This is a genomic window from Microbacterium sp. LWO14-1.2, from assembly GCF_038397715.1.
In the GTDB taxonomy this organism is placed as follows: domain Bacteria; phylum Actinomycetota; class Actinomycetes; order Actinomycetales; family Microbacteriaceae; genus Microbacterium.
Window position 1 is genome coordinate 628,714 of record NZ_CP151633.1, and the last position, 22,002, is coordinate 650,715.

Annotated in this window: 19 protein-coding genes; 3 read left to right on the plus strand and 16 right to left on the minus strand. The window is 69.1% G+C overall.

All coding sequences use genetic code 11. The features are described 5' to 3' along the window. Window positions 1-32 precede the first annotated feature (32 nt). The 6 genes from MRBLWO14_RS03095 to MRBLWO14_RS03120 all read right to left on the minus strand — a co-directional run bounded on the left by MRBLWO14_RS03095 (window position 33) and on the right by MRBLWO14_RS03120 (window position 4,533). Entirely contained in the window at window positions 33-1,328 is a 1,296-nt protein-coding gene (locus MRBLWO14_RS03095) for a citrate synthase (protein WP_341935006.1), read from the minus strand. Window positions 1,329-1,499: 171 nt separating this feature from the next. Beyond that, window positions 1,500-2,612: a succinyldiaminopimelate transaminase gene (dapC, locus tag MRBLWO14_RS03100; RefSeq protein ID WP_341935007.1), complete on the minus strand. Its 1,113-nt coding sequence runs from the start codon at window positions 2,610-2,612 to the stop codon at window positions 1,500-1,502. Between the two features lie 3 nt (window positions 2,613-2,615). After that, on the minus strand, window positions 2,616-2,936 hold the full coding sequence (gene fdxA, locus MRBLWO14_RS03105; RefSeq protein ID WP_341935008.1) for a ferredoxin: 321 nt from the start codon (window positions 2,934-2,936) through the stop codon (window positions 2,616-2,618). 9 nt (window positions 2,937-2,945) lie between these two features. Then, the gene (locus MRBLWO14_RS03110; RefSeq protein WP_341935009.1) at window positions 2,946-3,443 is read right to left on the minus strand and encodes a histidinol dehydrogenase; all 498 of its coding nucleotides are present in this window, start codon (window positions 3,441-3,443) and stop codon (window positions 2,946-2,948) included. Window positions 3,444-3,508: 65 nt separating this feature from the next. Beyond that, window positions 3,509-3,823, minus strand: a complete 315-nt coding sequence (locus tag MRBLWO14_RS03115; protein ID WP_341935010.1) for an AzlD domain-containing protein — start codon at window positions 3,821-3,823, stop codon at window positions 3,509-3,511. Continuing rightward, window positions 3,820-4,533, minus strand: a complete 714-nt coding sequence (locus tag MRBLWO14_RS03120) for an AzlC family ABC transporter permease (protein ID WP_341935011.1) — start codon at window positions 4,531-4,533, stop codon at window positions 3,820-3,822. Before MRBLWO14_RS03120 ends, MRBLWO14_RS03115 begins: the two co-directional genes overlap by 4 nt. Window positions 4,534-4,626: 93 nt before the next feature. On the opposite strand from MRBLWO14_RS03120, the gene MRBLWO14_RS03125 reads away from it, so the two are divergent. Next, the gene (locus MRBLWO14_RS03125) at window positions 4,627-5,175 is read left to right on the plus strand and encodes an XRE family transcriptional regulator (RefSeq protein WP_341935012.1); all 549 of its coding nucleotides are present in this window, start codon (window positions 4,627-4,629) and stop codon (window positions 5,173-5,175) included. On the opposite strand, the gene MRBLWO14_RS03130 is transcribed toward MRBLWO14_RS03125, so the two are convergent. From MRBLWO14_RS03130 to typA, 4 genes are all read right to left on the minus strand, one after another. Further along, a complete protein-coding gene (locus tag MRBLWO14_RS03130) occupies window positions 5,176-6,798 on the minus strand; it encodes an MFS transporter (RefSeq protein WP_341935013.1) in 1,623 nt (540 codons plus the stop codon). Then, complete coding sequence (gene glsA / locus MRBLWO14_RS03135) at window positions 6,795-7,910, minus strand: glutaminase A (protein WP_341935014.1); 1,116 nt, start codon at window positions 7,908-7,910, stop codon at window positions 6,795-6,797. The genes MRBLWO14_RS03130 and glsA overlap by 4 nt, the downstream gene beginning before the upstream one ends. A gap of 104 nt (window positions 7,911-8,014) precedes the next feature. Next, complete coding sequence (locus MRBLWO14_RS03140; protein ID WP_341935015.1) at window positions 8,015-8,890, minus strand: phospholipase; 876 nt, start codon at window positions 8,888-8,890, stop codon at window positions 8,015-8,017. Window positions 8,891-9,052: 162 nt separating this feature from the next. Further along, window positions 9,053-10,966 carry a translational GTPase TypA gene (gene typA, locus MRBLWO14_RS03145; protein WP_341935016.1) on the minus strand — a complete coding sequence of 638 codons (1,914 nt, stop codon included), beginning with the start codon at window positions 10,964-10,966 and terminating at the stop codon, window positions 9,053-9,055. A 123-nt stretch (window positions 10,967-11,089) separates the two neighbouring features. On the opposite strand from typA, the gene MRBLWO14_RS03150 reads away from it, so the two are divergent. Both MRBLWO14_RS03150 and MRBLWO14_RS03155 read left to right on the plus strand, forming a co-directional pair. After that, the gene (locus MRBLWO14_RS03150; RefSeq protein ID WP_341935017.1) at window positions 11,090-12,199 is read left to right on the plus strand and encodes a hypothetical protein; all 1,110 of its coding nucleotides are present in this window, start codon (window positions 11,090-11,092) and stop codon (window positions 12,197-12,199) included. Window positions 12,200-12,231: 32 nt separating this feature from the next. After that, entirely contained in the window at window positions 12,232-13,017 is a 786-nt protein-coding gene (locus MRBLWO14_RS03155; protein ID WP_341935018.1) for a CPBP family intramembrane glutamic endopeptidase, read from the plus strand. A gap of 19 nt (window positions 13,018-13,036) precedes the next feature. Here the strand turns inward: MRBLWO14_RS03155 and MRBLWO14_RS03160 are convergent, their stop codons facing one another. From MRBLWO14_RS03160 to gcvP, 6 genes are all read right to left on the minus strand, one after another. Continuing rightward, window positions 13,037-13,600: a PH domain-containing protein gene (locus MRBLWO14_RS03160; protein WP_341935019.1), complete on the minus strand. Its 564-nt coding sequence runs from the start codon at window positions 13,598-13,600 to the stop codon at window positions 13,037-13,039. Window positions 13,601-13,602: 2 nt separating this feature from the next. Beyond that, complete coding sequence (locus MRBLWO14_RS03165) at window positions 13,603-15,276, minus strand: ABC transporter ATP-binding protein (protein WP_341935020.1); 1,674 nt, start codon at window positions 15,274-15,276, stop codon at window positions 13,603-13,605. After that, window positions 15,273-16,214, minus strand: a complete 942-nt coding sequence (locus MRBLWO14_RS03170; RefSeq protein WP_341935021.1) for an ABC transporter permease — start codon at window positions 16,212-16,214, stop codon at window positions 15,273-15,275. The genes MRBLWO14_RS03165 and MRBLWO14_RS03170 overlap by 4 nt, the downstream gene beginning before the upstream one ends. Further along, on the minus strand, window positions 16,207-17,133 hold the full coding sequence (locus tag MRBLWO14_RS03175; protein WP_341935022.1) for an ABC transporter permease: 927 nt from the start codon (window positions 17,131-17,133) through the stop codon (window positions 16,207-16,209). Before MRBLWO14_RS03175 ends, MRBLWO14_RS03170 begins: the two co-directional genes overlap by 8 nt. A gap of 98 nt (window positions 17,134-17,231) precedes the next feature. Continuing rightward, window positions 17,232-18,866: an ABC transporter substrate-binding protein gene (locus MRBLWO14_RS03180; RefSeq protein WP_341935023.1), complete on the minus strand. Its 1,635-nt coding sequence runs from the start codon at window positions 18,864-18,866 to the stop codon at window positions 17,232-17,234. A 259-nt stretch (window positions 18,867-19,125) separates the two neighbouring features. Next, window positions 19,126-22,002, minus strand: coding sequence for an aminomethyl-transferring glycine dehydrogenase (gene gcvP / locus MRBLWO14_RS03185; protein WP_341935024.1), 2,877 nt, complete (start codon window positions 22,000-22,002; stop codon window positions 19,126-19,128).

Consider the following 22,002-nt stretch of genomic DNA (forward strand, 5'->3'; position numbering starts at 1 on the left):
TCTTCTCGTCTGTGTTCCGGTACGTGCGACCGTCAGCGGGTCTGGAAGGTGCGCTCGACCGATCCCGTGTACAGCTGCTGCGGGCGGCCGATCTTCGTCTGCGGGTCGAGCTGCAGCTCGCGCCACTGGGCGAGCCAGCCCGGAAGGCGGCCGATCGCGAACAGCACGGTGAACATGCGGGTCGGGAATCCCATGGCCTTGTAGATCACGCCGGTGTAGAAGTCGACGTTCGGGTAGAGGCGACGCTCCTTGAAGTAATCGTCCGCGAGCGCGATCTCCTCGAGCTCCTGCGCGAGATCGAGCAGCGGGTCGGTCACGCCGAGCTCCGCGAGGACCTCGCCAGCGGCCTCCTTCACGAGCTTGGCGCGCGGGTCGTAGTTCTTGTAGACCCGGTGGCCGAAGCCCATGAGCTTGACGCCCTCTTCCTTGTTCTTCACCCGCTCCACGAAGCGCGAGACGCTCTGACCGGAATCGCGGATCTGGCCGAGCATCGTGAGCACGGCCTCGTTCGCTCCGCCGTGGAGGGGCCCGGAGAGAGCCTGGATGCCGGCGGAGATCGACGCGAACTGGTTGGCGCCGGTGGAGCCGACGAGGCGGACGGTCGAGGTCGAGGCGTTCTGCTCGTGGTCCTCGTGCAGGATGAGGAGGAGCTCCAGCGCCTTCGTCATGACCGGGTTGATCTCGTACGGCTCGGAGTTGACGCCGAAGTTCAGCTTGAGGAAGTTCTCCACGAAGCCGAGCGAGTTGTCGGGGTAGAGGAACGCCTGACCGACGCTCTTCTTGTGCGCGTAGGCGGCGATGACCGGCAGCTTCGCGAGCATGCGCACCATGTTGAGCTCGACGTGCTCGGGGTTGTGCGGGTCCGTCTGGCCCTCGTAGTAGGTCGACAGCGCGGCGACGGCCGACGACAGCACCGACATGGGGTGCGCGGTGTGGGGCAGGGCGGAGAAGAACCGCTTGAGGTCTTCGTGCAGCAGGGTGTGACGACGGATCTTCTCGTCGAACTCGGCGAGCTCGGCCGCCGAGGGCAGCTCACCGTAGATGAGGAGCCAGGCCACCTCGAGGTAGCTCGTCTTGCCGGCGAGCTGCTCGATCGGATATCCGCGGTACCGCAGGATGCCCTTGTCGCCGTCGATGAACGTGATCTCCGACTTCGTCGACGCGGTGTTCACGAATCCGTAGTCCAGGCCGGTGTAGCCGGTCTGCTTGGTCAGCGTCGAGAAGTCGATGCTGTCGTGTCCGGCCGTGCCGCGCACGACGGGGAACTCCGCGGTGGTCTCGCCGATCGTCAGCTTCGCCGTCGCCTGCTGGTCTGCCGCTGCGCTCACGCGGGGGCCTCCTCATGGGTCTTCATCAAGCCTTGTGTGGCGATGTCACGACGCTGTGCGTCGGGGTCGGGCCGAGATCGTCGATACGCGACCGAATCGCTTTTACAGCCTAGTAGGCGCATCGGCCTACTGTGACATCGCACAAAACAACGGGGGTGCCGGGGAGGACTTCTACAGTGCCGACGCGCGCAGACGCCGCGCGGCCTCGAGCACCCGCTCGGTGGGCGCGGTGAGCGCGAGGCGCACGTGCTGCCCGGACGAGGCGCCGTAGAACGAGCCGGGACCGGCGAGGATGCCGAGGTCGGCCAGGCGGGTCATGCTCGCCCACGCGTCCTCCCCCGCGGTCGCCCACAGATACAGCCCGGCCTCGGAGCCGTCGATGCGGAATCCCGCCGCCTCGAGAGCCGGGCGCAGGGCGTCGCGGCGCTCGCGGTAGAGCTCCTTCTGCGCGGCCACGTGCTCGTCATCGCCGAGCGCGACGGCCATCGCGTGCTGCACGGGAGCCGGAGGCATCAGCCCGAGGTGCTTCCGGGCCGTCAGGAGGTCGCCCACGATGCGGGCACAACCCGCGAGGAACGCCGCCCGGTAGCCGGCGAGGTTCGACTGCTTGCTCAGCGAGTAGACGCTCAGCAGGTTGGCCCTGCTGCCACCGGTGACCCGCGGGTCGAGGACCGACGGGATCGTCTCCGATGCCCAGGCTCCGTCCCAGCCGAGCTCCGCATAGCACTCGTCGCTCGCGAGCACGGCGTCGAGCTCCCGCGCGCGGCGCACCGCTGCGGCGAGCTCCTCGACGGTCCAGGTGCGCCCGTCGGGGTTACCCGGCGTGTTGATCCAGATGAGTCTGGCGCCCTCCGGCCATTCGGCGGGATCGTCGGCGGCGACCGGTGTCGCTCCCGCGACGCGCGCGCCCACCTCGTACGTCGGGTAGGCCACACGCGGATGCACGACGATGTCTCCCTCACCGAGCCCGAGGAGCGTCGGGAGGAGCGCCACGAGCTCCTTGGAGCCGATCGTGGGGAGCACGTTGTCGACGGTGAGGTCCGGCACTCCCCTGCGACGGGCGTACCAGTCGACGATCGCCTCGCGGAGCGACGACGTGCCGACGGTCTGCGGGTAGGCGTGCGCATCGGTCGCGTCGGCGAGAGCCTGGCGGATCAGGTCGGGCGTGGGATCGACGGGCGATCCGACGGACAGATCGACGAGACCGTCAGGATGCTGCGCCGCGCGCTCGCGGTACGGGACCACCGCATCCCAGGGGAAGTCGGCGAGGTCGTGGACGCTCACGGGCTACTCGCCCTGCGGCGGCAGCGCGGCGATGATCGGGTGGTCGTGCGCGATGACGCCCACCTTGGCCGCCCCTCCGGGCGACCCGATCTCGTCGAAGAACTCGACGTTGGCCTTGTAGTAGTCCTGCCACTCCTCGGGCAGGTCGTCTTCGTAGTAGATCGCCTCGACGGGGCAGACCGGCTCGCAGGCACCGCAGTCGACGCACTCGTCAGGGTGGATGTACAGAGACCGTTCGCCCTCGTAGATGCAGTCAACGGGGCATTCGTCGATGCAGGCGCGATCCTTGACATCGACGCACGGGAGGGCGATCACATACGTCACGCCACCAGTCTACGTGCCGAGACCCGTGCGATCTCCCCGCTCGGGCTCGATGCCGCCGGCGGGACGCCGATCGACACCGGGGACCTCGGTGATGGGTGCGGAAGGGGCTTCCGTCTCAGCCGCGGCCGCGGGCGCCTCCGTGCGCGACGGCACGCGTGCGATCCGCGGCCATGCGACGACGAGGAGCACGAGCCCCGCGACCACGTAGATCCAGACCCTGCCGCTCAGGGACTCCTGCACCACGATCGAGCCCCCCGGACCGACGCCCGAGATCAGCACGAGCATCCCGAGCATGCCGAGGCCGGAGGCCAGGGCCGCTCCGCGGTCGTGGGTCAGGGCACGGATGGCGACGAGGATCGCGCCGCACGCGACGGTCCCGACGATGAGTCCCACCGGCACCGGACCCCACGTCACACTGTGGGCGATGGTGCCTGCCACTCCGAAGACGCCGCCGACGAGAGCCGCGGCCACCCAGGACAGCACCCGGGAGATCCATCCGATACGCACGGATCGATCCTACGCGCGCTCGACACCCGCCACGGTCGATGCAGACGCCGCCGCGACGGCCGGCTTCACGCCGCGAGCCCCGCCAGCCTCAGCAGCGCCGCGACCGCCGCCGCGGCCACCACGACCACGAGGAACGACTGCCGCAGCCCGAGCAGGCCCGCCGCCACGAGGAGCGCGGGCACCCGGGCGTCGACGACGACGGCCTGACCGGCGCCGAGGGTCTGCACCGCCACGAGCGCCGCCAGCAGCGCCACGGTGAGCAGATCGGAGATGCGTGCCGGACGTGGGGCCTCGAGCACCGTGGGCGGCACGAGGTATCCGACGGCCTTGAGCGCGAGACAGATGACGGCAGCGAGCAGAACGGCGCTCCAGACGCTCATCGGAGCCCCTCCGGCGCAGAGACGGTCGATGCATCATCGTCCCGACCCAGCCAGTTGAACCATCCGACGAGGATCGCGACCAGTGCCGCGACCAGCACCGGGAGACCGGGCATGAGGGCGGGAGTCAGAGCTGCGGCGACGACGGCCGCTGCCACGCCGACCGCGATCGCCTGGCGCTGCCGGAGCCGCGGCCAGAGGAGCGCGAGGAAGGCGGCGGCGGCCGCGGCATCCAGCCCCCAGGTCTTCGGGTCGCCGAGCACGTCGCCGACGAGCGCGCCGACGAGGGTGGTGAGGTTCCATCCGAGGAAGATGCCGATGCCGGTGACCCAGAAGCCGACCTGCCGCAGTCGCGGATCACTCTGCGACACCGCGACGGCCGTCGATTCGTCGATCGTGAAGTGGGCGGCCGCCGCGCGACGCGCGGGGGTCGTGCCGACGAGGGGGGACATGCGCATCCCGTAGGCGACGTTCCGCACACCCAGCAGCGCGGCCGAGGCGACCGCCGAAGGCAGCGCCGCCACCCCGCCGGCCGCGAAGACCCCGACGAAAGCGAACTGGGATCCGCCCGTGAACATGAGCAGGCTCAGGACGCAGGTCTGCCAGACGTCGAGCCCCGAGGCGACCGCGAGCGCTCCGAAGGATACGCCGTACGCGCTGGTCGCGATCACGACGCCCGCGGCCTCTCGCCAGACCTCGCGTTCGGCCGTCATTCGTCGCCCGTTCGATCGAGTGAACACATGATCATCATTCTGAACAGGTCGAATAGCATAGTCAAGCGAACGATCGTTTGACATGATGAACGGATGGACGACCTCCGCACTCGCATCGCCCGCACCCTCCGCCGAGAGCGGGAGGCAGCCGGCATCTCGGTCTCGGAGCTCGCCCGTCGCGCCGGGATCTCCAAGGCGACGGTCTCGCAGCTGGAGTCGGGGTCCGGCAACCCCAGCGTCGAGACGCTGTGGGCGCTCGGCGTCGCACTCGGCGTGCCGTTCGCCGTGCTCGTCGACCAGCAGGCGAACGCCCCCACGCTCATCCGAGCGGACGAGCTCGCCGGAGTCCCGTCGTCGGCGGCCGCGTACAGCGCCACCCTCCTCTCGGCGAGCCCACCGGGCGCCCGCCGCGACGTCTACCTGATCCAGGCCGAGCCGGGCGACCCGCGACGCTCGGATCCGCATCACAGCGGCACCACGGAGCACGTCATCCTCATCGCAGGCCAGGCGCACATCGGTCCGGTCGGCGAAGCCGTGCTGCTGAACCCCGGCGACTACCTCTCCTACGCCGGAGACGTGCCGCACGTGTTCGAGGCGGTCGTCCCGGGCACGAGCGCCGTGCTCATCTCCGAGCTGCGCTGATCACTCCCCCGCCGCGGGCGATGGATCGGGGATCTCCTCGGGCTTGTAGCGCGGGAGGCGCGAGGCCGGCACGATGGCGATCGCGCTGATGCCCGCGAGGATCAGCAGACCGAGCCGCAGAGTGCCGAGCCGCGCCTGCTCGTTCACCGACACCGCGGCGTCGACCTGAGCCGGGGTCGCGTCCGTCCTGTCGAGCACAGCGCGCAGGTCGTCGTTGCTGATGAAGTTCACGTCGTCGAGGTCGACCTGAGCCACGAGCTCCGGCGGCAGCTCCGGATGCTCGACCACCGCGCGCCCCACGCTCAGACCGAGCAGCGACACCAGCAGGGCGCCGGCCAGCGCCGTCCCCACGGCGGACGCGAGGTTCTGCGTCGTTCCGCGCAACGACCCCACATCGCCCGCGAGCTCCGAGGGCGCCGCCGTGACGAGCACGTTGAACACGAGGGTGACGAGCGCGCCCTGCCCGATGCCGAAGACGACGAGGCCGACGATGGTCGCGAGGGTCTCCCAGTTGTTGTCCACGACGAAGGACAGCCACATCAGCGCGAGCGTGGTGAGGACGAACCCGAACACCCCGATGACGCGTGGCGGATAGCGACGGTAGAAGCGCACGACGAGCGTGGCCGTGATGAAGACCGTGAGGTTGAACGGCATCATCGCCAGCGAGGTGTCGAACGGCGTCCGCCCCTGCACGATCTGGATGTACAGCGGGATCGTGAAGTTCACGCAGGCCTCGAGCGCCACGACGATGAACATCGCGTACACGGCGGCCCGCTCGCGCGACGATTCGAGCACCCGCAGGTCGATCAGCGGAACCCCTCCGCGCGCGATGCGCCGACGGGTCCACACGAAGAAGCACTGACCGAGCACGATCCCCACCACGACGAAGACGGGCGCGGGCGAGAGCCCGAGGATGCTGAACGGCGCCGCTTCCGTCGCCGCGAGGGCGCCCCAGCCGTTCAGGTTGTTGAAGCCGAGGGTGAGCAGCACGATCGCGGCGCCGATGAGGAGCGAGGCCACGAGGTCGATGCGGATGGAGGCGTCGCCTCGGTCGCCGCGCAGCGTGAAGCTCAGCGCGAAGACGAGCACTGCGATCGCGAGGACGATCACGAACAGGGGGCGCCAGCCGACGAGGGTGCCGAGCGTGCCGCCGATGAGGAAGGCCGTGACGCCGGAGATCGCCCGAGCCGATCCGATCGCCCCGATCGCCGTGGCCTGCTGCCCGCCGCGGTAGTTCTCGGCGATCAGCGCGACGATCGAGGGGACGATGATGGCGGCGGCGGCACCGGCGACCGCCTGCCCGGCGATCGCCCACCCGACGCTCGGTGAGACGATCATGAGCACGGCCGAGCCGGCGAACAGGACGATGACGATCCGGAAGATCAGCACCCAGCCGATCCTCTGACCGAGCTTCGCACCGGTCATCACGAGCGCGGCGACCGCCAGGCCGTACATCACGATCGTGGTGCTCGCGACGGTGGGCGGCACACCGAACTCGGCGACGATGCCGCCGAGCGAGATCGGCAGCGCGGCGACATTGAACGACATGAGCACCTGCGCGAGGAAGAGGCTGACCAGCGGCAGCCAGGAGGTGCGGGTCTCGGGACGGGCGGTGGAGGTCATCGCGTCTCCTCGGTCGTCGGCGACGGGTCGGTCGGCTGTTCAGTCGCGTGAGGCGTGTCCGCCCCCGGGTGGTCGCCTGCCGGGTGGTCTCCTACGGGGCGGTCGCCTGCCGGGTGGTCCCCTGCGGGCGCCGACGCGAAGAGGTCGAGCCCGAGTGATCGGGAGAGGTGCGCGATCGCCCGCTGCGATCGGATCGAGTTGCCTGCCCGGTCGAGCAGCGGCGAGAACCCGGCGACGGCGCACTTGCCCGGCGAGACGGCGACGATTCCGCCGGAGACCCCCGACTTCGCGGGCAGGCCGATCTCGAAGAGCCACTCCCCCGAGCGCTCGTACAGGCCGGTGGCGGCGGCCACGGCGAGCGTGTCGCGGCAGACGTCGGCGGAGACGACCCGATGCCCGGTCACCGGGTTCACACCGCCGTCGGCCAGCGTGGCCCCCATGACGGCGAGGTCATGGGCCGTCACGAGGAGCGCGCACTGCCTCGTGTAGACGTCGACGGCCTCGTCGGGGTCGCCGTGCAGCCGCCCGTAGCTGCGCAGCAGGCGCCCGAGCGCTCTGTTTCGGTCGTTGGTCTCGGCCTCGGAGGCGTAGACCTTTCCGTCGAGCCGGAGCTGCCGTCCGGCGAATGCCGACAGTCCCTCCCGGAGGAGCTCCCAGCGCTCGACCGACGTGTCACCCGGCAGGAGCGCTGTGGTCGCGATGGCTCCCGCATTCACCATGGGGTTCATCGGGTGGCCGTCGTTGAGCTCCAAGGCCATCACCGAGTTGAAGGCGAGCCCGGTGTTGTTCACTCCGACGATCTCGCGTACTCGCTCGTGGCCGTGCTCCTGGATCGCGAGCGCGTAGACGAACATCTTCGAGATGGACTGGATCGAGAACGGATGCCGCGCATCGCCCGCATCGTGCAGACCGCCGTCGACCTCGACCAGCGCCAGCCCGGACAGCGACGGATCGGCGTGCGCCAGCTCGGGGATGTAGTCGGCGACCGCGCCGTCGTCGACGCCGATGCTCTCGGCGTGCGCCTCGAGCAGCAGGTGCTCGACGCTCGCCCACCCGGGGAGCGACCCCGTCGAGACGCGGGCCGGGATGCCGTGCCGTGCTGCGGACTCCACGCGCCCTCCTCGGGTCGGCGACGCCCCAGCCGTCTCGCTCACCGTAGCGCGACGACGGCCCCCTGCCTAGGGGCAGAGGGCCGTCGGACGAGCGCGGGTGAGGCTCAGTACCAGTTGCTGGCCTGGGAGTGACCCCACGCGCTGCAGGGCGTGCCGTACACCGACTTGATGTAGCCGAGACCCCAGGCGATCTGGGTAGCGGCGTTGTCCTGCCAGTCAGCGCCCGCAGAGGCCATCTTGCTGCCCGGGAGCGCCTGCGGGATGCCCGTCGCGCCGCCGGACTTGTTGTAGGCCTTGTAGTTCCACCCGGACTCCTTGGTCCACAGCGAGTTCAGGCAGGAGAACTGGTCGTCGCCCCAGCCGTACTGGCTCGCCATCATCTCCCGGGCTGTGGCCTTCGCCCCGTCCGGGGTGTTGGCCTGGGCCAGCGCCGCCGCGGCTGCAGCGGCCTGCTCCTCTTCGACCTTGCGCTGCTGGGCAGCCGCGTAGTCGTTCTGCAGGGTCGCGGTCTCGTTCGTCACGGCCTCGGTCTCTGCGACCACGTAGGCCTCCAGGCTCGTGAGCTCGCGGGACGACAGCCCGTCGCGGTCGCCGAGCCGGTCGATCCACGAATCGAGGTCGGTGGTGTCGACGGCGGCGGGCGCGCCGGCGAGGTCGAGGCCGGAGGCGGCGACCTCCGCGGTCACGGCGTCGGCGGCGTCAGCGGCATCCTGCGCGATCGAGATGTGGATCGCGGCGTCGTCCACCTTCTTGGTGAGCGGCGCGGCACCGCCGGTGACGAACGTGGCGACGTCGGCCACGGGATCGGGCGTCTCGGCGCCGGCAGCGGCCGGGGCGGAGACGATGCCGACGGTGAGGGCGGCGCCGATGACGCCTCCCGCGATGGTTCCGAAGATCCACTTCGGGCGGCGGGCGGTGACGGCGTTGCGGGCCTCCGCCACGGACGAGGCGCGCCGAAGCGCACGGGTGTTCTGCAGCATGGGTATCGACTTTCGGGTCGTCGTGCGCCCCTCACGGGACCCTCATCGGGAGTCGGTCCCAGGCGCAAGGTAACGATTCTGCAACATCGCACCTGAGCGCTTCATGAGAAAGGGCCCTGCGCCGTCGTCGGACGGTGCAGGGCCCTTTCGAGGGACCGAGGGTCAGGCGTCGGCGTCCTGACGCTTGAGGCGCGCGGTCTCGCGGGCACGGGTGTTCGCGTCCAGGTTGACCTTGCGGATGCGCACTGCCTCGGGCGTGACCTCGACGCATTCGTCGTCGCGGGCGAACTCCAGGCTCTCCTCGAGGGTCAGCACGCGAGGCGGCGTCATCGACTCGAAGTTGTCGGCCGTGGCCGACCGCATGTTCGTGAGCTTCTTCTCCTTGGTGATGTTCACGTCCATGTCGTCGGCGCGCGAGTTCTCGCCGATGACCATGCCCTCGTAGACCTCCGCCGTGGGCTGCACGAAGAACGACATGCGCTCCTGCAGGGCGATGATCGCGAACGGCGTGACGACACCCGAGCGGTCGGCGACGATCGATCCGTTCTGACGGGTCGTGATCTGACCCGCCCACGGCTCGTAGCCGTGCGAGATGGCGTTGGCGATGCCGGTGCCGCGGGTGGTGGTGAGGAACTCGCTGCGGAAACCGATGAGGCCGCGCGACGGCACGATGAACTCCATGCGCACCCAGCCGGTGCCGTGGTTCGTCATGTTCTCCATGCGTCCCTTGCGGTTCGCGAGGAGCTGCGTGATCGCGCCGAGGTGCTCCTCCGGCGTGTCGATCGTCAGGTGCTCGAACGGCTCGTAGGTCTTGCCGTCGATCTTCTTCGTGACCACCTGGGGCTTGCCCACCGTGAGCTCGAAGCCCTCACGGCGCATGTTCTCGACGAGGATGGCGAGCGCGAGCTCTCCACGACCCTGGACCTCCCACGCGTCGGGGCGGCCGATGTCCACGACCTTGAGCGAGACGTTGCCGATCAGCTCGCGGTCGAGACGGTCCTTGACCATGCGGGCGGTGAGCTTGTGACCCTTGACCTTGCCCATGAGCGGCGACGTGTTCGTGCCGATCGTCATCGAGATGGCGGGGTCGTCGACCGTGATGGCCGGCAGCGGACGCACGTCCTCGGGGTCGGCGATGGTCTCACCGATGGTGATGTTCTCGAAGCCGGCGATCGCGACGATGTCACCGGGGCCGGCGGACTCGGCGGGGTACCGCTCGAGCGCACGGGTCTTGAGGAGCTCCGTGACGCGGGCGTTGCTGGTCGTGCCGTCAGAGCGCACCCAGGCGACCGTCTGGCCCTTCTTGAGCGTGCCGTTGAAGATGCGCAGCAGCGCGAGGCGACCGAGGAACGGGCTCGAGTCGAGGTTCGTCACCCAGGCCTGCAGAGGCGCCTCGTCGTCGTAGGACGGAGCCGGGACGTGCTCGAGGATCGCGCCGAAGAGCGGTTCGAGGTCGTCGTTGTCGGGCCGCGAACCGTCGGCGGGACGGTTCAGCGATGCGGCGCCCGCGCGTCCGGAGGCGTAGACGACCGGCACGTCGAGCAGCGCGTCGACGTCGAGGTCGGGCACGTCGTCGACGAGGTCGGAGGCGAGGCCGAGCAGCAGATCGTGCGCCTCCTCCTCGACCTCGGCGATGCGGGCGTCGGGCCGGTCGGTCTTGTTGACCAGAAGGATGACGGGCAGCTTCGCCTCGAGCGCCTTGCGCAGCACGAAGCGGGTCTGCGGCAGCGGGCCCTCGCTCGCGTCCACGAGCAGCACGACGCCGTCGACCATGGAGAGACCGCGCTCGACCTCGCCGCCGAAGTCGGCGTGACCGGGGGTGTCGATCACGTTGATCGTGATCTCCTGGCCGTCGGCGTGGGCACCCTTGTAGGTGATCGCGGTGTTCTTCGCGAGGATCGTGATGCCCTTCTCGCGCTCCAGGTCGTTGGAGTCCATGGCGCGCTCGTCGACGTGGGCGTGTTCACCGAACGAGCCCGTCTGGCGGAGCATCGCGTCGACGAGAGTGGTCTTCCCGTGGTCGACGTGCGCGACGATTGCGACGTTGCGGAGGTCAGAGCGGAGGGCGTGCGCCATGCAGGAGTCCTAAAGAGTGTGGGTTTTCGCCGGGAAGCCGACATTCCAGGTTACCGTATGCGCACGGGCACGTTCCTGAGCGGCCCACAGGGCACCGCGCAGACCGTCGGCTAGATTGGCGGCATGGGGGAACAGATGCCCGACGCCGACCTCGCCGCAGTGCAGAATCCCTACACTCCGCCCGCCCAGCTCGCCGACATCGCGGCACGACGCAGCGACCTGCACCCTCTGCTGCTGAGTCACCCCGGCTGCTATCCCGCATTGCGGGAGTGGATCTCGCAGGTGAATCCCGCCGCCCGGCCGATCCCCGCGGAGGGCTATCCCGTACCGGCGGGAAGCTACCCGATCTCCACCGGCGCGCCCCTTCCCCCTCCGCGCCGCAGCCGGGTCGGGTGCTTCCTCATCGGGTGCGGCGGCATGGCGCTCGTGGCGCTCGTCGTCGTCGGCGTCTTCGTGGCCGGCGCCGTGCTCTCGACGCCCGGTGGCGACTCCGATCCCGGCCCCGACGCGGGTGCGCCCGTGACCGGTGATCCGGCATCGGCCTTCGAGGCGGAGCGCACCAGGTTCTACGATCTCGCCGCTCAGCTCGACGGCAACCCGGTCGCACCGCTGGTCACCAGGACCGCCGAGTTCGAGAGGCTGGAGAAGAGCATGGCGGCGCCCGGCATCACGGACGAGCGCGCCGCGCAGCTCGCGCAGAGCGCGCAGACGGCCCGGGAGGAGCTGGAGCAGCGGATCGCGGACGCGGAAGCCCGGCGCACGAACGCCTCGGGCTCCGTCACCGAGGGAATCGTGGACGAGGCGGGGGCGGGTTTCATCGACATCGCCTGGGATGCTGCGACGGCCTGCGCCACCTCCCAGAACACGGATGAGGGCCGCTTCACCGCCGGCTGCGTCTCGGAGGACCCGCTCGCCGTGCACCTCGCCCCGGAGGACCAGCTGCCGGGAGACATGGGCATGCGCGTCGTCGTGCTGCACGAGCTCACGCACCTGTACCAGCGTGCGGACTCCGACGCCCATCCCGACGGCGTCAGCAGGGCCACTCAGCTCGTGGATCAGGGCTACTTCCAGGGAAGCTCGGAGTCGATGGCGGACTGCTACGCCCTCACGTACCTCGACCAGTGGACCCTGACCTTCGAGAACCGCACGATGGGCTACGGATACGTCTGCGGCGAGGAGGAGCGGGGCCTCATCCGCCGATGGGCCGCCGAGGTGAACGCTCCCCTGCCGTGACGCTGCGGGCACGGGGACGTACGATCGGGGACGTGGCAGCCGTCGACCTCTCCCCCGCCCCCTCGCGCTCCCGTCTGTGGTGGGAGATCGCGATCGTCCTGGCGCTCGGACTCGGCCAGTCCGCCGTCTACGCGATCGTGCAGCTCGCCTACCGCCTGACGGACACGACACCGCTCGCCGACCAGACGGCGACGCTGAACCCCTCGCGCAGTGACCGCGAGGTCTTCGACCTCATCTACCAGATCCTCTCGATCGGGTTCTCGATCGTGCCGGTGCTGCTCGTCTGCTTCCTGCTGTGGCAGTCGCGCCGCCCGCACCTCGGGGCGCTCGGACTCGACGGCCGGAAGGTCGGATCGGATGCCGCACGCGGCATCCTCCTGGTCCTGGCGATCGGCATCCCCGGCTTGGCCCTCTACCTCGTGGGGCGCGCCGTCGGTCTGTTCGTCGCGGTGAACCCGGCAGGGCTCGACGCGCACTGGTGGACGGTCCCCGTGCTGCTGCTGGCCGCGGCCCGGGCCTCCATCCAGGAGGAGTTCGTCGTTCTCGGGTACCTGTTCGCCCGGCTGAAGCAGCTCGGCTGGGGTCCGTGGCCGATCATCCTCGCGACGTCGGTGCTGCGAGCGAGCTATCACCTCTACCAGGGCCCGGGAGCGTTCATCGGGAACCTCGCGATGGGACTGCTCTTCGGCTGGCTGTTCCAGCGCTCCGGACGCCTGATGCCGTTCCTCGTCGCGCACTTCCTCATCGACGCGACCGTGTTCGTCGGCTACCCCTGGGCCGCGGCGACCTGGCCGGAGCTGTTCGGACTCCCCGGCTGAGTCGCACGCGCGCGCGGCGTCAGCCGCCCGCGATGAGGACGGCTGCGACAGCCCAGACCACGATCGCAGCGAGTGCGATCAGCGCACGCGAGTCCCAGTCACGGCGCACGGGCGCATCCGCCTTACCGGAGGCGGCCTGCCACCGGTCGCGGATCTCGGACAGCTCCCGCAGACCGGAGGGTGCCTTGGCCTCGGCGTCGTCTCCCGTCGGCCGCCGCACGGGACGCGCCTTCGCGGGGCCGCCGTAGCAGGTCACGTCGCTCCCGTCGTCGAGCGAGAAGACGAGCTGCCAGCGCAGGTCGATGTCACGGACCCTGTTCCAGCCGAAGGACGTGCGACGGAGCATGTTCTGCACCACGGCCCCGTCGTCGTCGATCCGCACGGTCGAGACGAACGCGATCTCGTACACGACCCACAGGCCGAGCAGAACCCACGGGGCGAGGAGGAGCATCTGCCCCCAGCCGGCGCGCAGTACGGCGTCGCCGAGCAGGAACAGCGCGAGCAGCGAGCACAGGACCAACGAGACCGGCCCGGAGACCGCGCGGAACGTCCGCGCGGCTCCGGGCCGAGAGTCAGCCGACACGCTCAGTGACCGCCGAGGGTGATCGACGCCCCCGGGATCGCCTGCAGCAGACGGTCCGTGTACTCCTGCTGCGGGTTGGCGAAGATCTCGTCGACGGTGCCCTGCTCGACGACCTTGCCCTTCTCCATCACGCACACAAGATCGCTCGACACACGCACGACGGCGAGGTCGTGCGTGATGAACAGATAGGTCAGGTCCAGCTCCGACTGGAGGTCGGCCAGGAGCTTGAGGATCTGGTCCTGCACGAGCACGTCGAGCGCAGAGACGGCCTCGTCGAGCACGACGATGTCGGGCTTGAGGGCGAGCGCGCGGGCGATCGCCACACGCTGGCGCTGACCGCCCGAGAGCTCGTTCGGGTACCGAGTGGCGAGCGCACGCGGCAGCGCGACCTGGTCGAGGAGCTCCTCGACCCGCTCACGATGCGCCGTCCGGTCGCCCACGCCGTGGATCTGCAGCGGCTCCGCGATCGTGTTGCCGATGTTGCGCAGCGGATCGAGCGAGCCGTACGGGTCCTGGAACACCGGCTGCATGCGGCGGCGCAGCCCGAACGCCTGCGCGTTCGACAGGTTCGACACGTCCTGACCGTCGATCTCGATCGTGCCGGCAGTCGGGTCCTCGAGCTTGAGGACCATCTTCGCCACCGTCGACTTGCCCGAGCCCGACTCTCCGACGAGCGCGAGCGTCTTGCCGCGCGGGATCTCGAAGGACACGTCATCCACGGCTCGGAAGGCCTCACTGCGGAAGCCGCCCTGGCGGATCTTGTAGTCCTTCGTGAGTCCGGCCACACGCACAGTCGGCGGGATGTCGGCGAGGTCGTCGAGAGTCTCGATGCCCCGGTCCTCCACGACCGCTTGAATACGCTGCGACGCGACGCTCGGCGCCGCGGCGACGAGCCGCTTCGTGTACGGATGCTGCGGGTCCTCGAGGATCTGACGGCTCGGGCCGGCCTCGACGATGTTCCCGCCGTTCATCACGATGATCTTCTCGGCACGCTCGGCCGCGAGGCCGAGGTCGTGCGTGATCAGCAGCACCGAGGTGCCCTTGTCTCGCGTGAGCGACGCCATGTGGTCGAGGATGACCCGCTGCACCGTCACGTCGAGAGCCGAGGTCGGCTCGTCGGCGATGAGGAGCTTCGGGTCGGCCGCGAGACCGATGCCGATCAGGGCCCGCTGGCGCATGCCCCCGGAGAACTGATGCGGGAACTGGTGAAGACGCTTCTCGGCGTCCGCCAGACCCGCCTGCTGCAGCACCTCGACGGTGCGGGCCTTGACGGCATCCCGACCCTGGGCGATGCCGTTCGCACGGATCGCCTCCTTGACCTGGAAGCCGATGCTCCACACCGGGTTGAGGTTCGACATCGGGTCCTGCGGCACGAAGCCGATGTCCCGACCGCGCACGGCCTCCATCTCGCGACGGCCGAGCGTGGTGAGCTCGCGTCCCTCGAGGGTGATGGATCCGCCCGTGACCTCGCCGGTACCCGGGAGCAGGTTCACGATGGCCGTGGCCGTCGTGGACTTGCCCGAACCGGACTCGCCCACGATCGCGACGGTCTCGCCGGGGAAGATGTCGAAGCTCGCTCCGTGGAGCACCTCTCGCAGGCCCTCCTGCGTGCGGAACGCGACAGTGAGGTCGCGCACGCTCAGCAGCGGCACCTGTGCGGCAGTGCGGTCGCTCATCGGCGTGCCCTCGCCTTCGGGTCGAGGGCGTCTCGGATGAGCTCGCCCAGGGTGACGAACGCCAGCACCGCGAGGGTGAGGGCGATCGACGGATAGATGAGCGCCATGGGGGCGACTCGCAGCGCGGCCTGGGCCTGACTGATGTCGTTGCCCCAGGACATGACGGAGCTGCCGAGTCCCACGCCGAGGAAGGAGAGCGTCGCCTCCGCGACGATCGCGGCTGCGAGGCCCAGCGTCGACACGACGAGGAGCGGAGCGATCGCATTCGGGATCACGTGGCGGAGGAGCGTCCCGAACTTCGACTGTCCGAGTGAGCGCGAGGCCATCACGAAATCCGCCTGGCGGACGCGGAGAATCTCCGCACGCACCACGCGAGCCGTCGAGGCCCACGCGAACCCGCCGATGGCGAACGCGAGCGTCCATACCGAACGAGCGTCGGAGAACACGGTCATGACGACCACAGCAGCCAGGATGTACGGGATGGCGAAGAAGATGTCACCGATGCGCGAGAGCAGCGCGTCGAGCCAGCCTCCGTAGAAGCCTGCGAGGGCGCCCATGATCAGGCCGAGGATCGACGAGATCACGGTCGCGATCAGGCCCACGGCGAGCGAGGTCTGGGCCCCCCAGATGATGCGCGAGTAGATGTCGCAGCCCTGGAACGTGTATCCGAGGGGGTGGCCGGCCGCCGGACCCTCGTTGCTGTACATGAGGTCGCAGCTGCGCGGGTCGACGTTCGTGAAGAGCGACGGCCAGACGGCGACGACGACGAACAGTGCGGCGAGCACCACCGAGAACCAGAAGAGCGGGCGACGGCGCAGATCGCGCCACGCGTCGCGCCACAGGTTACTCGGCTTCTCGGCGACTCGGACGGCGTCGACGGCGATGGACTCCGTCTCGACCGGAGCAACGTAGTGCTTCTGTGTCGTGGGGTCAGACATAACGGATCCTCGGGTCGAGCAGACCGTACAGCAGGTCGATGAGCAGGTTCACCAGCACGTACAGGATGACGAATACGGTCACGAAGGAGACGACCGTGGGGCCCTCCCCTCGCTGAACGGCCTGGAACAGGGTGTTTCCCACACCGGGCACATTGAAGATGCCCTCGGTCACGGTCGCACCGACCAGCAGCACGCCGAAGTTTGTCGCGGAGTTGGTGATCACGGGGATCAGCGAGTTGCGCAGGACGTGCACGGGGATGACACGGCCGCGAGGCAGGCCCTTGCTGTACGCGGTGCGCACCCAGTCCTGGTTGAGCGTGTCGATCACCGAACTGCGCATCAGGCGCATGCTCACGGCGAAGAGGCTGAACCCGAGCACGATCGCCGGGAGCCAGAGCCCTCCCCAGTCGTTCTCCGCCCCGACGGTGGGCTTGAACCAGCCCCACTGGATGGCGAGGAAGTACTGGGCGATGAAGCAGAGGACGAAGATCGGGATCGCGATCGCGACGAGAGCGATGACGAGCGCCGTGTTGTCGAAAAGCTTGCCCTTGCGCAGACCCGAGATCGTGCCGACGATGATCGCGAGCGTGAACTCGATGCCGATCGCCATGATCGCCAGTCGACCGGTGACCGGGAGCGTGTCCGCGAGGACCGCCGAGACGGGACGGCCCGAGAACGTGTTCCCGAGGTCGCCCTGGAGCACGCCGGTGATGTAGTACCAGTACTGGACGATGAACGGGTCGTTGAGGTGGTACTGCTCTCGCAGCGCCTCGACGAGTGCGGGGTTGGGGGTGCGGTCTCCGAACAACGCCAGGATCGGGTCGCCGGGCATGGCGAAGACCAGGAAGTAGATGAGCAGGGTGGCCCCGAAGAAGACCGGGATCACCTGCAGGAGACGTCTGAGGATGTAGCTGAGCATCCGCTGTCCCTTTCTAGGAACGCGAGCAGGGTAACCAGAACAGCCTACGAGGCGGTGACGCTTCCGTCACCGCCTCGCGGGGTCGTTCGTGATCAGACCTACTTGGCGGCCTTCGTGATCTCGTAGTACAGCGGGACGGAGTTCCAGCCGAACGTGACGTTGTCGACGTTCTCGCTGTACCCACCGGTCACGTTGGAGTACCACAGCGGGATGGCCGGGAGGTCGTTGAAGAGGATCTCCTGAGCCTTGGTGAAGTCCTCAAGCTGCGCGGCCGGGTCCGGGTTGCTGATTCCGGCCTCGATGGCGGCGTCGAACTCGGGGTTCGTGTAGTCGCCGTCGTTCGAGCCTGCGCCCGTCGCGTAGAGCGGGCCGAGGAAGTTGTACAGACCCGGGTAGTCAGCCTGCCACCCTGAACGGGCAGCGGTCTGAATCGACCGGTTGTTGATCTCCTCGCGGATGACCGCGAACGTCGGGTACGGGGCCCCCGAGGCGTCGATGCCGAGGTTGTTCTTGATCTGGTTCGTGACCGCGTCGACCCACTCCTGGTGTCCGCCGTCCGAGTTGTAGGCGATCTGGAAGGTGCCCTCCCAGGGCGAGATCTCGTCGGCCTGAGCCCACAGGTCCTTCGCCTTCTCGGGGTCGTACTTCAGAACGTCACTGCCGGGGACCGAGTCGGACCAGCCGTCGATGACCGGCGACGTGAAGTCGGAGGCCGGGGTACGCGTGCCCGAGAAGATCTTCTCGGTGATCTGGTCACGGTCGATGGCCATCGACAGCGCCTGACGGCGGAGAATGCCCTCTTCGCCCGAGAAGTGCGGGAGGAACTGACCGATCGTGTAGGACTGGAAGACGGCTGCGGGCTGGTTCACAGCCCGGTCGCCCAGCTCGTCCTGGAACGTCGGCAGCGACGCCGCGGGGATGACATCGATCACGTCGACCTCGCCGCCGAGCAGGTCGGCGTAGGCCGCTTCCTGCGTGGCGTAGAAGTTGATCGTCAGACCGCCGTTGGCGGCCTTGCGGCCACCGTCGTAGTCGTCGTTGCGGACGAGGTCGATCTGCACGTCGTGCTGCCACGCGCCCTCGCCGTCGAGCTTGTAGGGACCGTTGCCGACCGGGTTCTCACCGAACGCCGCCATGTCCTCGAACGCGACGTCGGGGAGCGGGTAGAACGCCGAGTAGCCGAGACGCAGCGCGAAATCGGACGCCGGCTTGTTCAGCGCGATGGTGAACGTGTAGTCGTCGACCTGCTCGAGACCCGTGAGCTCCGAGTCCTCGTCGTAGCTGAAGCCCTCGATGTCCTCGAAGAAGTAGCTGGAGAGGTGCTTGTTCGAGGCCTTGGCGCCCTCGTTCCACGCCTTGATGAAGTTGTCGGCGGTGACCTCTTCACCGTTGGTGAAGGTCTGGCCCTCCTTGAGCTTCACAGTGAGGTGCTGCGGGTCCTCGGTCGTGATCTCCTCGGCCATGTCGTTGACCGGCTTGCCCTCGGCGTCGTAGTAGATCAGACCGGCGAAGATCTCGTCGAGGATCTTGCCGCCACCCACCTCGTTGGTGTTGGTGGGGATCAGCGGGTTCTCGGGCTCGGAGCCGTTCGTCGTGATGATGGCATCCGCGTCGGCCTCGCCACCGGCGTTGCCGCCGTCGTTGTTGCCGCCGCCGCTCGCGCAGCCCGCGAGCGCCAGGGCGCCGATCGCGAACAGCGCGGTGCCCGCAAGGGCGATCTTGTTGCGCTTCACTGTGTGTCCTCCTGTGGACGGGTATTCATCAGACTGCGCGCTCATCGTCGAACGCGTAGGGATAGTTGAGCGTAACCCGGGGTGCACGCAACCCCGCGCTCGGCTAATGAACCGTTACTCAGTGGTGACCATCCGTAATATTGCTGAAACACGCGGCCGACGCGAGTACGGTTGTTGGCCGCTCTGCGGACGCGCCGGCGTCACGAGCGCTGAAGGGGGTCGGATGCCACCGCATCCGACCCCCTTCCTGTCGCCGTGATCAGGCGAAGGCCTCGATCGGCGGGCAGGCGCACACGAGGTTGCGGTCGCCGTACGCCTGGTCGATGCGCCGCACCGGCGGCCAGTACTTCCCCGCGACGAGGGCGTGCACCGGGTAGGCGGCGTCCTCCCGCGTGTAGGCGTGCTCCCACTCCCCTGCGATGAGCGACACCGCGGTGTGCGGAGCGTTCACCAGGGGGTTGTCGTCGGCGGGCCAGCGGCCGGCGGCGACGGCATCCGCCTCCGCCTTGATCATGACCATGGCCTCGACGAAGCGCTCGATCTCGTCGATGTCCTCCGACTCCGTCGGTTCCACCATGAGGGTGCCGGCGACCGGGAACGACATGGTCGGGGCGTGGAAGCCGTAGTCGATGAGCCGCTTCGCGACGTCGTCGACCGTGACACCCGTGGCCTCCTTGAGGGGACGCAGGTCGAGGATGCACTCGTGCGCCACTCGTCCGTTCTCGCCGCTGTAGAGCACCGGGTAGTGCTCTCCGAGGCGTGCGGCGATGTAGTTCGCCGAGAGGACGGCGGATGCCGTGGCGCGACGCAGACCGTCGGCGCCCATCATGCGGACGTACGCCCACGAGATCGGCAGGATGCCGGCGGAGCCGTACGGCGCTGCCGAGATCGGTCCGCCGTCGAACACGAAGCCGCCCGCGTGCTCGGCGCGCTGCGCGAGCGGGTGAGAGGGCAGGAACGGCGCGAGGTGGGCCTTCGCGGCGACCGGACCGACGCCCGGTCCGCCACCGCCGTGCGGGATCGCGAACGTCTTGTGCAGGTTGAGGTGCGAGACGTCGCCGCCGAGGTCGCCGAACCGCGCGTAGCCGAGCAGGGCGTTCAGGTTCGCCCCGTCGACGTACACCTGACCGCCGGCGTCGTGCACGGCCGCCGTGATCTCCACGACGTCCTGCTCGTACACGCCGTGCGTCGACGGGTAGGTGATCATCAGGGCGGCGAGCTCGTCGGCGTGCAGCGCGATCTTGGCGCGCAGATCCGCGAGGTCGACGTTGCCCAGCTCGTCGGTCGCGACCACGACCACCTTCATGCCGGCGAGCACCGCCGAGGCGGCGTTCGTGCCGTGGGCCGACGACGGGATCAGGCAGATCGTGCGATGCACGTCGCCGTTGGCGTGGTGGTACCCCCGGATCGCCAGGAGCCCGGCCAGCTCTCCCTGCGAGCCCGCGTTCGGCTGCAGCGAGACGGCGTCGTACCCGGTGACCTCGGCGAGCCACGACTCCAGCTGCTCGATGAGGTCGAGGTAGCCCTGCACGTCGGATGCCGGGGCGAACGGGTGGATGCCCGCGAACTCCGGCCACGTGATCGCCGCCATCTCGGTGGCCGCGTTGAGCTTCATGGTGCAGGAGCCCAGCGGGATCATGCCGCGGTCGAGCGCGTAATCGCGATCGGCGAGCGACTTCAGGTAGCGCATCATGGCGGTCTCGCTGCGGTGCGCGTGGAAGACCGGGTGCGTCAGGTACTCGTCCTGGCGGAGCAGCGCCTCGGGTAGCGCCGAGAGCGGGCCGGTCAGGCCGAACACGCGCTGCTGCGGACCGCCGAACACCCGCGCCACCTCGTGGAGGTCGGCGGTCGTGGTGGTCTCGTCCACCGAGATGCCCACGGTGTCGGCATCCACCCCGTGCAGGAGGATGCCCTTCTCGTGCGCGGCCGCGACATGCTCGGCTGCGGTGCCGGGAACGCGCACGTGCAGCGTGTCGAAGAAGGCGTCGTGCACGACCTCGGCACCCGCCTCGACAAGCCAGTCGCGCAGCAGAGCGGCCTTGGCGGCCGTCTCACGGGCGATCGCGCTGAGCCCGTCCGGGCCGTGGTAGACCGCGTACATGGAAGCCATGACGGCGAGCAGCACCTGAGCGGTGCAGATGTTCGACGTGGCCTTCTCCCTGCGGATGTGCTGCTCGCGGGTCTGCAGCGACAGGCGGTAGGCGGGACGGCCGTCGGCGTCGACCGAGACGCCGACGAGGCGTCCGGGCAGCTGACGCTCGAGACCGGCGCGCACGGCCATGTAGCCGGCGTGCGGTCCGCCGAAGCCCATCGGCACACCGAACCGCTGCGTCGTGCCGACCGCGACATCGGCGCCCATGCTCCCCGGTGACGCGAGGAGCGTCAGTGCGAGCAGGTCGGCTGCGACGACCGCGAGACCGCCGGCGAGGTGCGCGGCGTCGATCACGGCGCTCGGGTCCCATACGTGCCCCGATGCGCCGGGGTACTGCACGAAGACGCCGAACAGCTCGGCGGGCAGCTCCTCCCCCGCGGCGAGGTCGACCGTCACGACCTCGATGCCGACGGCCTCCGCCCGAGCGGCGAGAAGGGCCCTGGTCTGCGGGAAGGCGTCCGCGTCGACGGCGAACACGTTCGACGTCGTCTTCGAGGCGCGCCGCGCGAGCAGCATCCCCTCGACGACAGCCGTCGACTCGTCGAGCATGGAGGCGTTCGCGGTGGTGAGACCCGTCAGTTCCGAGACCATCGTCTGGAAGTTGATGAGCGCCTCGAGGCGGCCCTGCGAGATCTCGGGCTGGTACGGCGTGTAGGCGGTGTACCAGGACGGGTTCTCGAGGACGTTGCGCTGGATGACGCTCGGCGTGATGGTGCCGTAGTACCCGAGGCCGATCATCGGTCGGTTCACCGCGTTGCGGCGGGCCAGCGAACGGAGCTCGGCGAGCGCCTCCGTCTCGCTCGCGGCAGGCGGGATGACGCTGTCCTCGTGCTCGGCCGTGAAGATCGAGGCGGGCACAGCCTCGCGCATCAGCGCCTCGATCGAGCTCTGTTCGGCGGACTCGGCCGAGAGTCCGAGCGCGTCGAGCATCCGACTCTGGGCGGACGAGGTGAGTCCGATGTGACGATCGGCGAAAGAGACCAC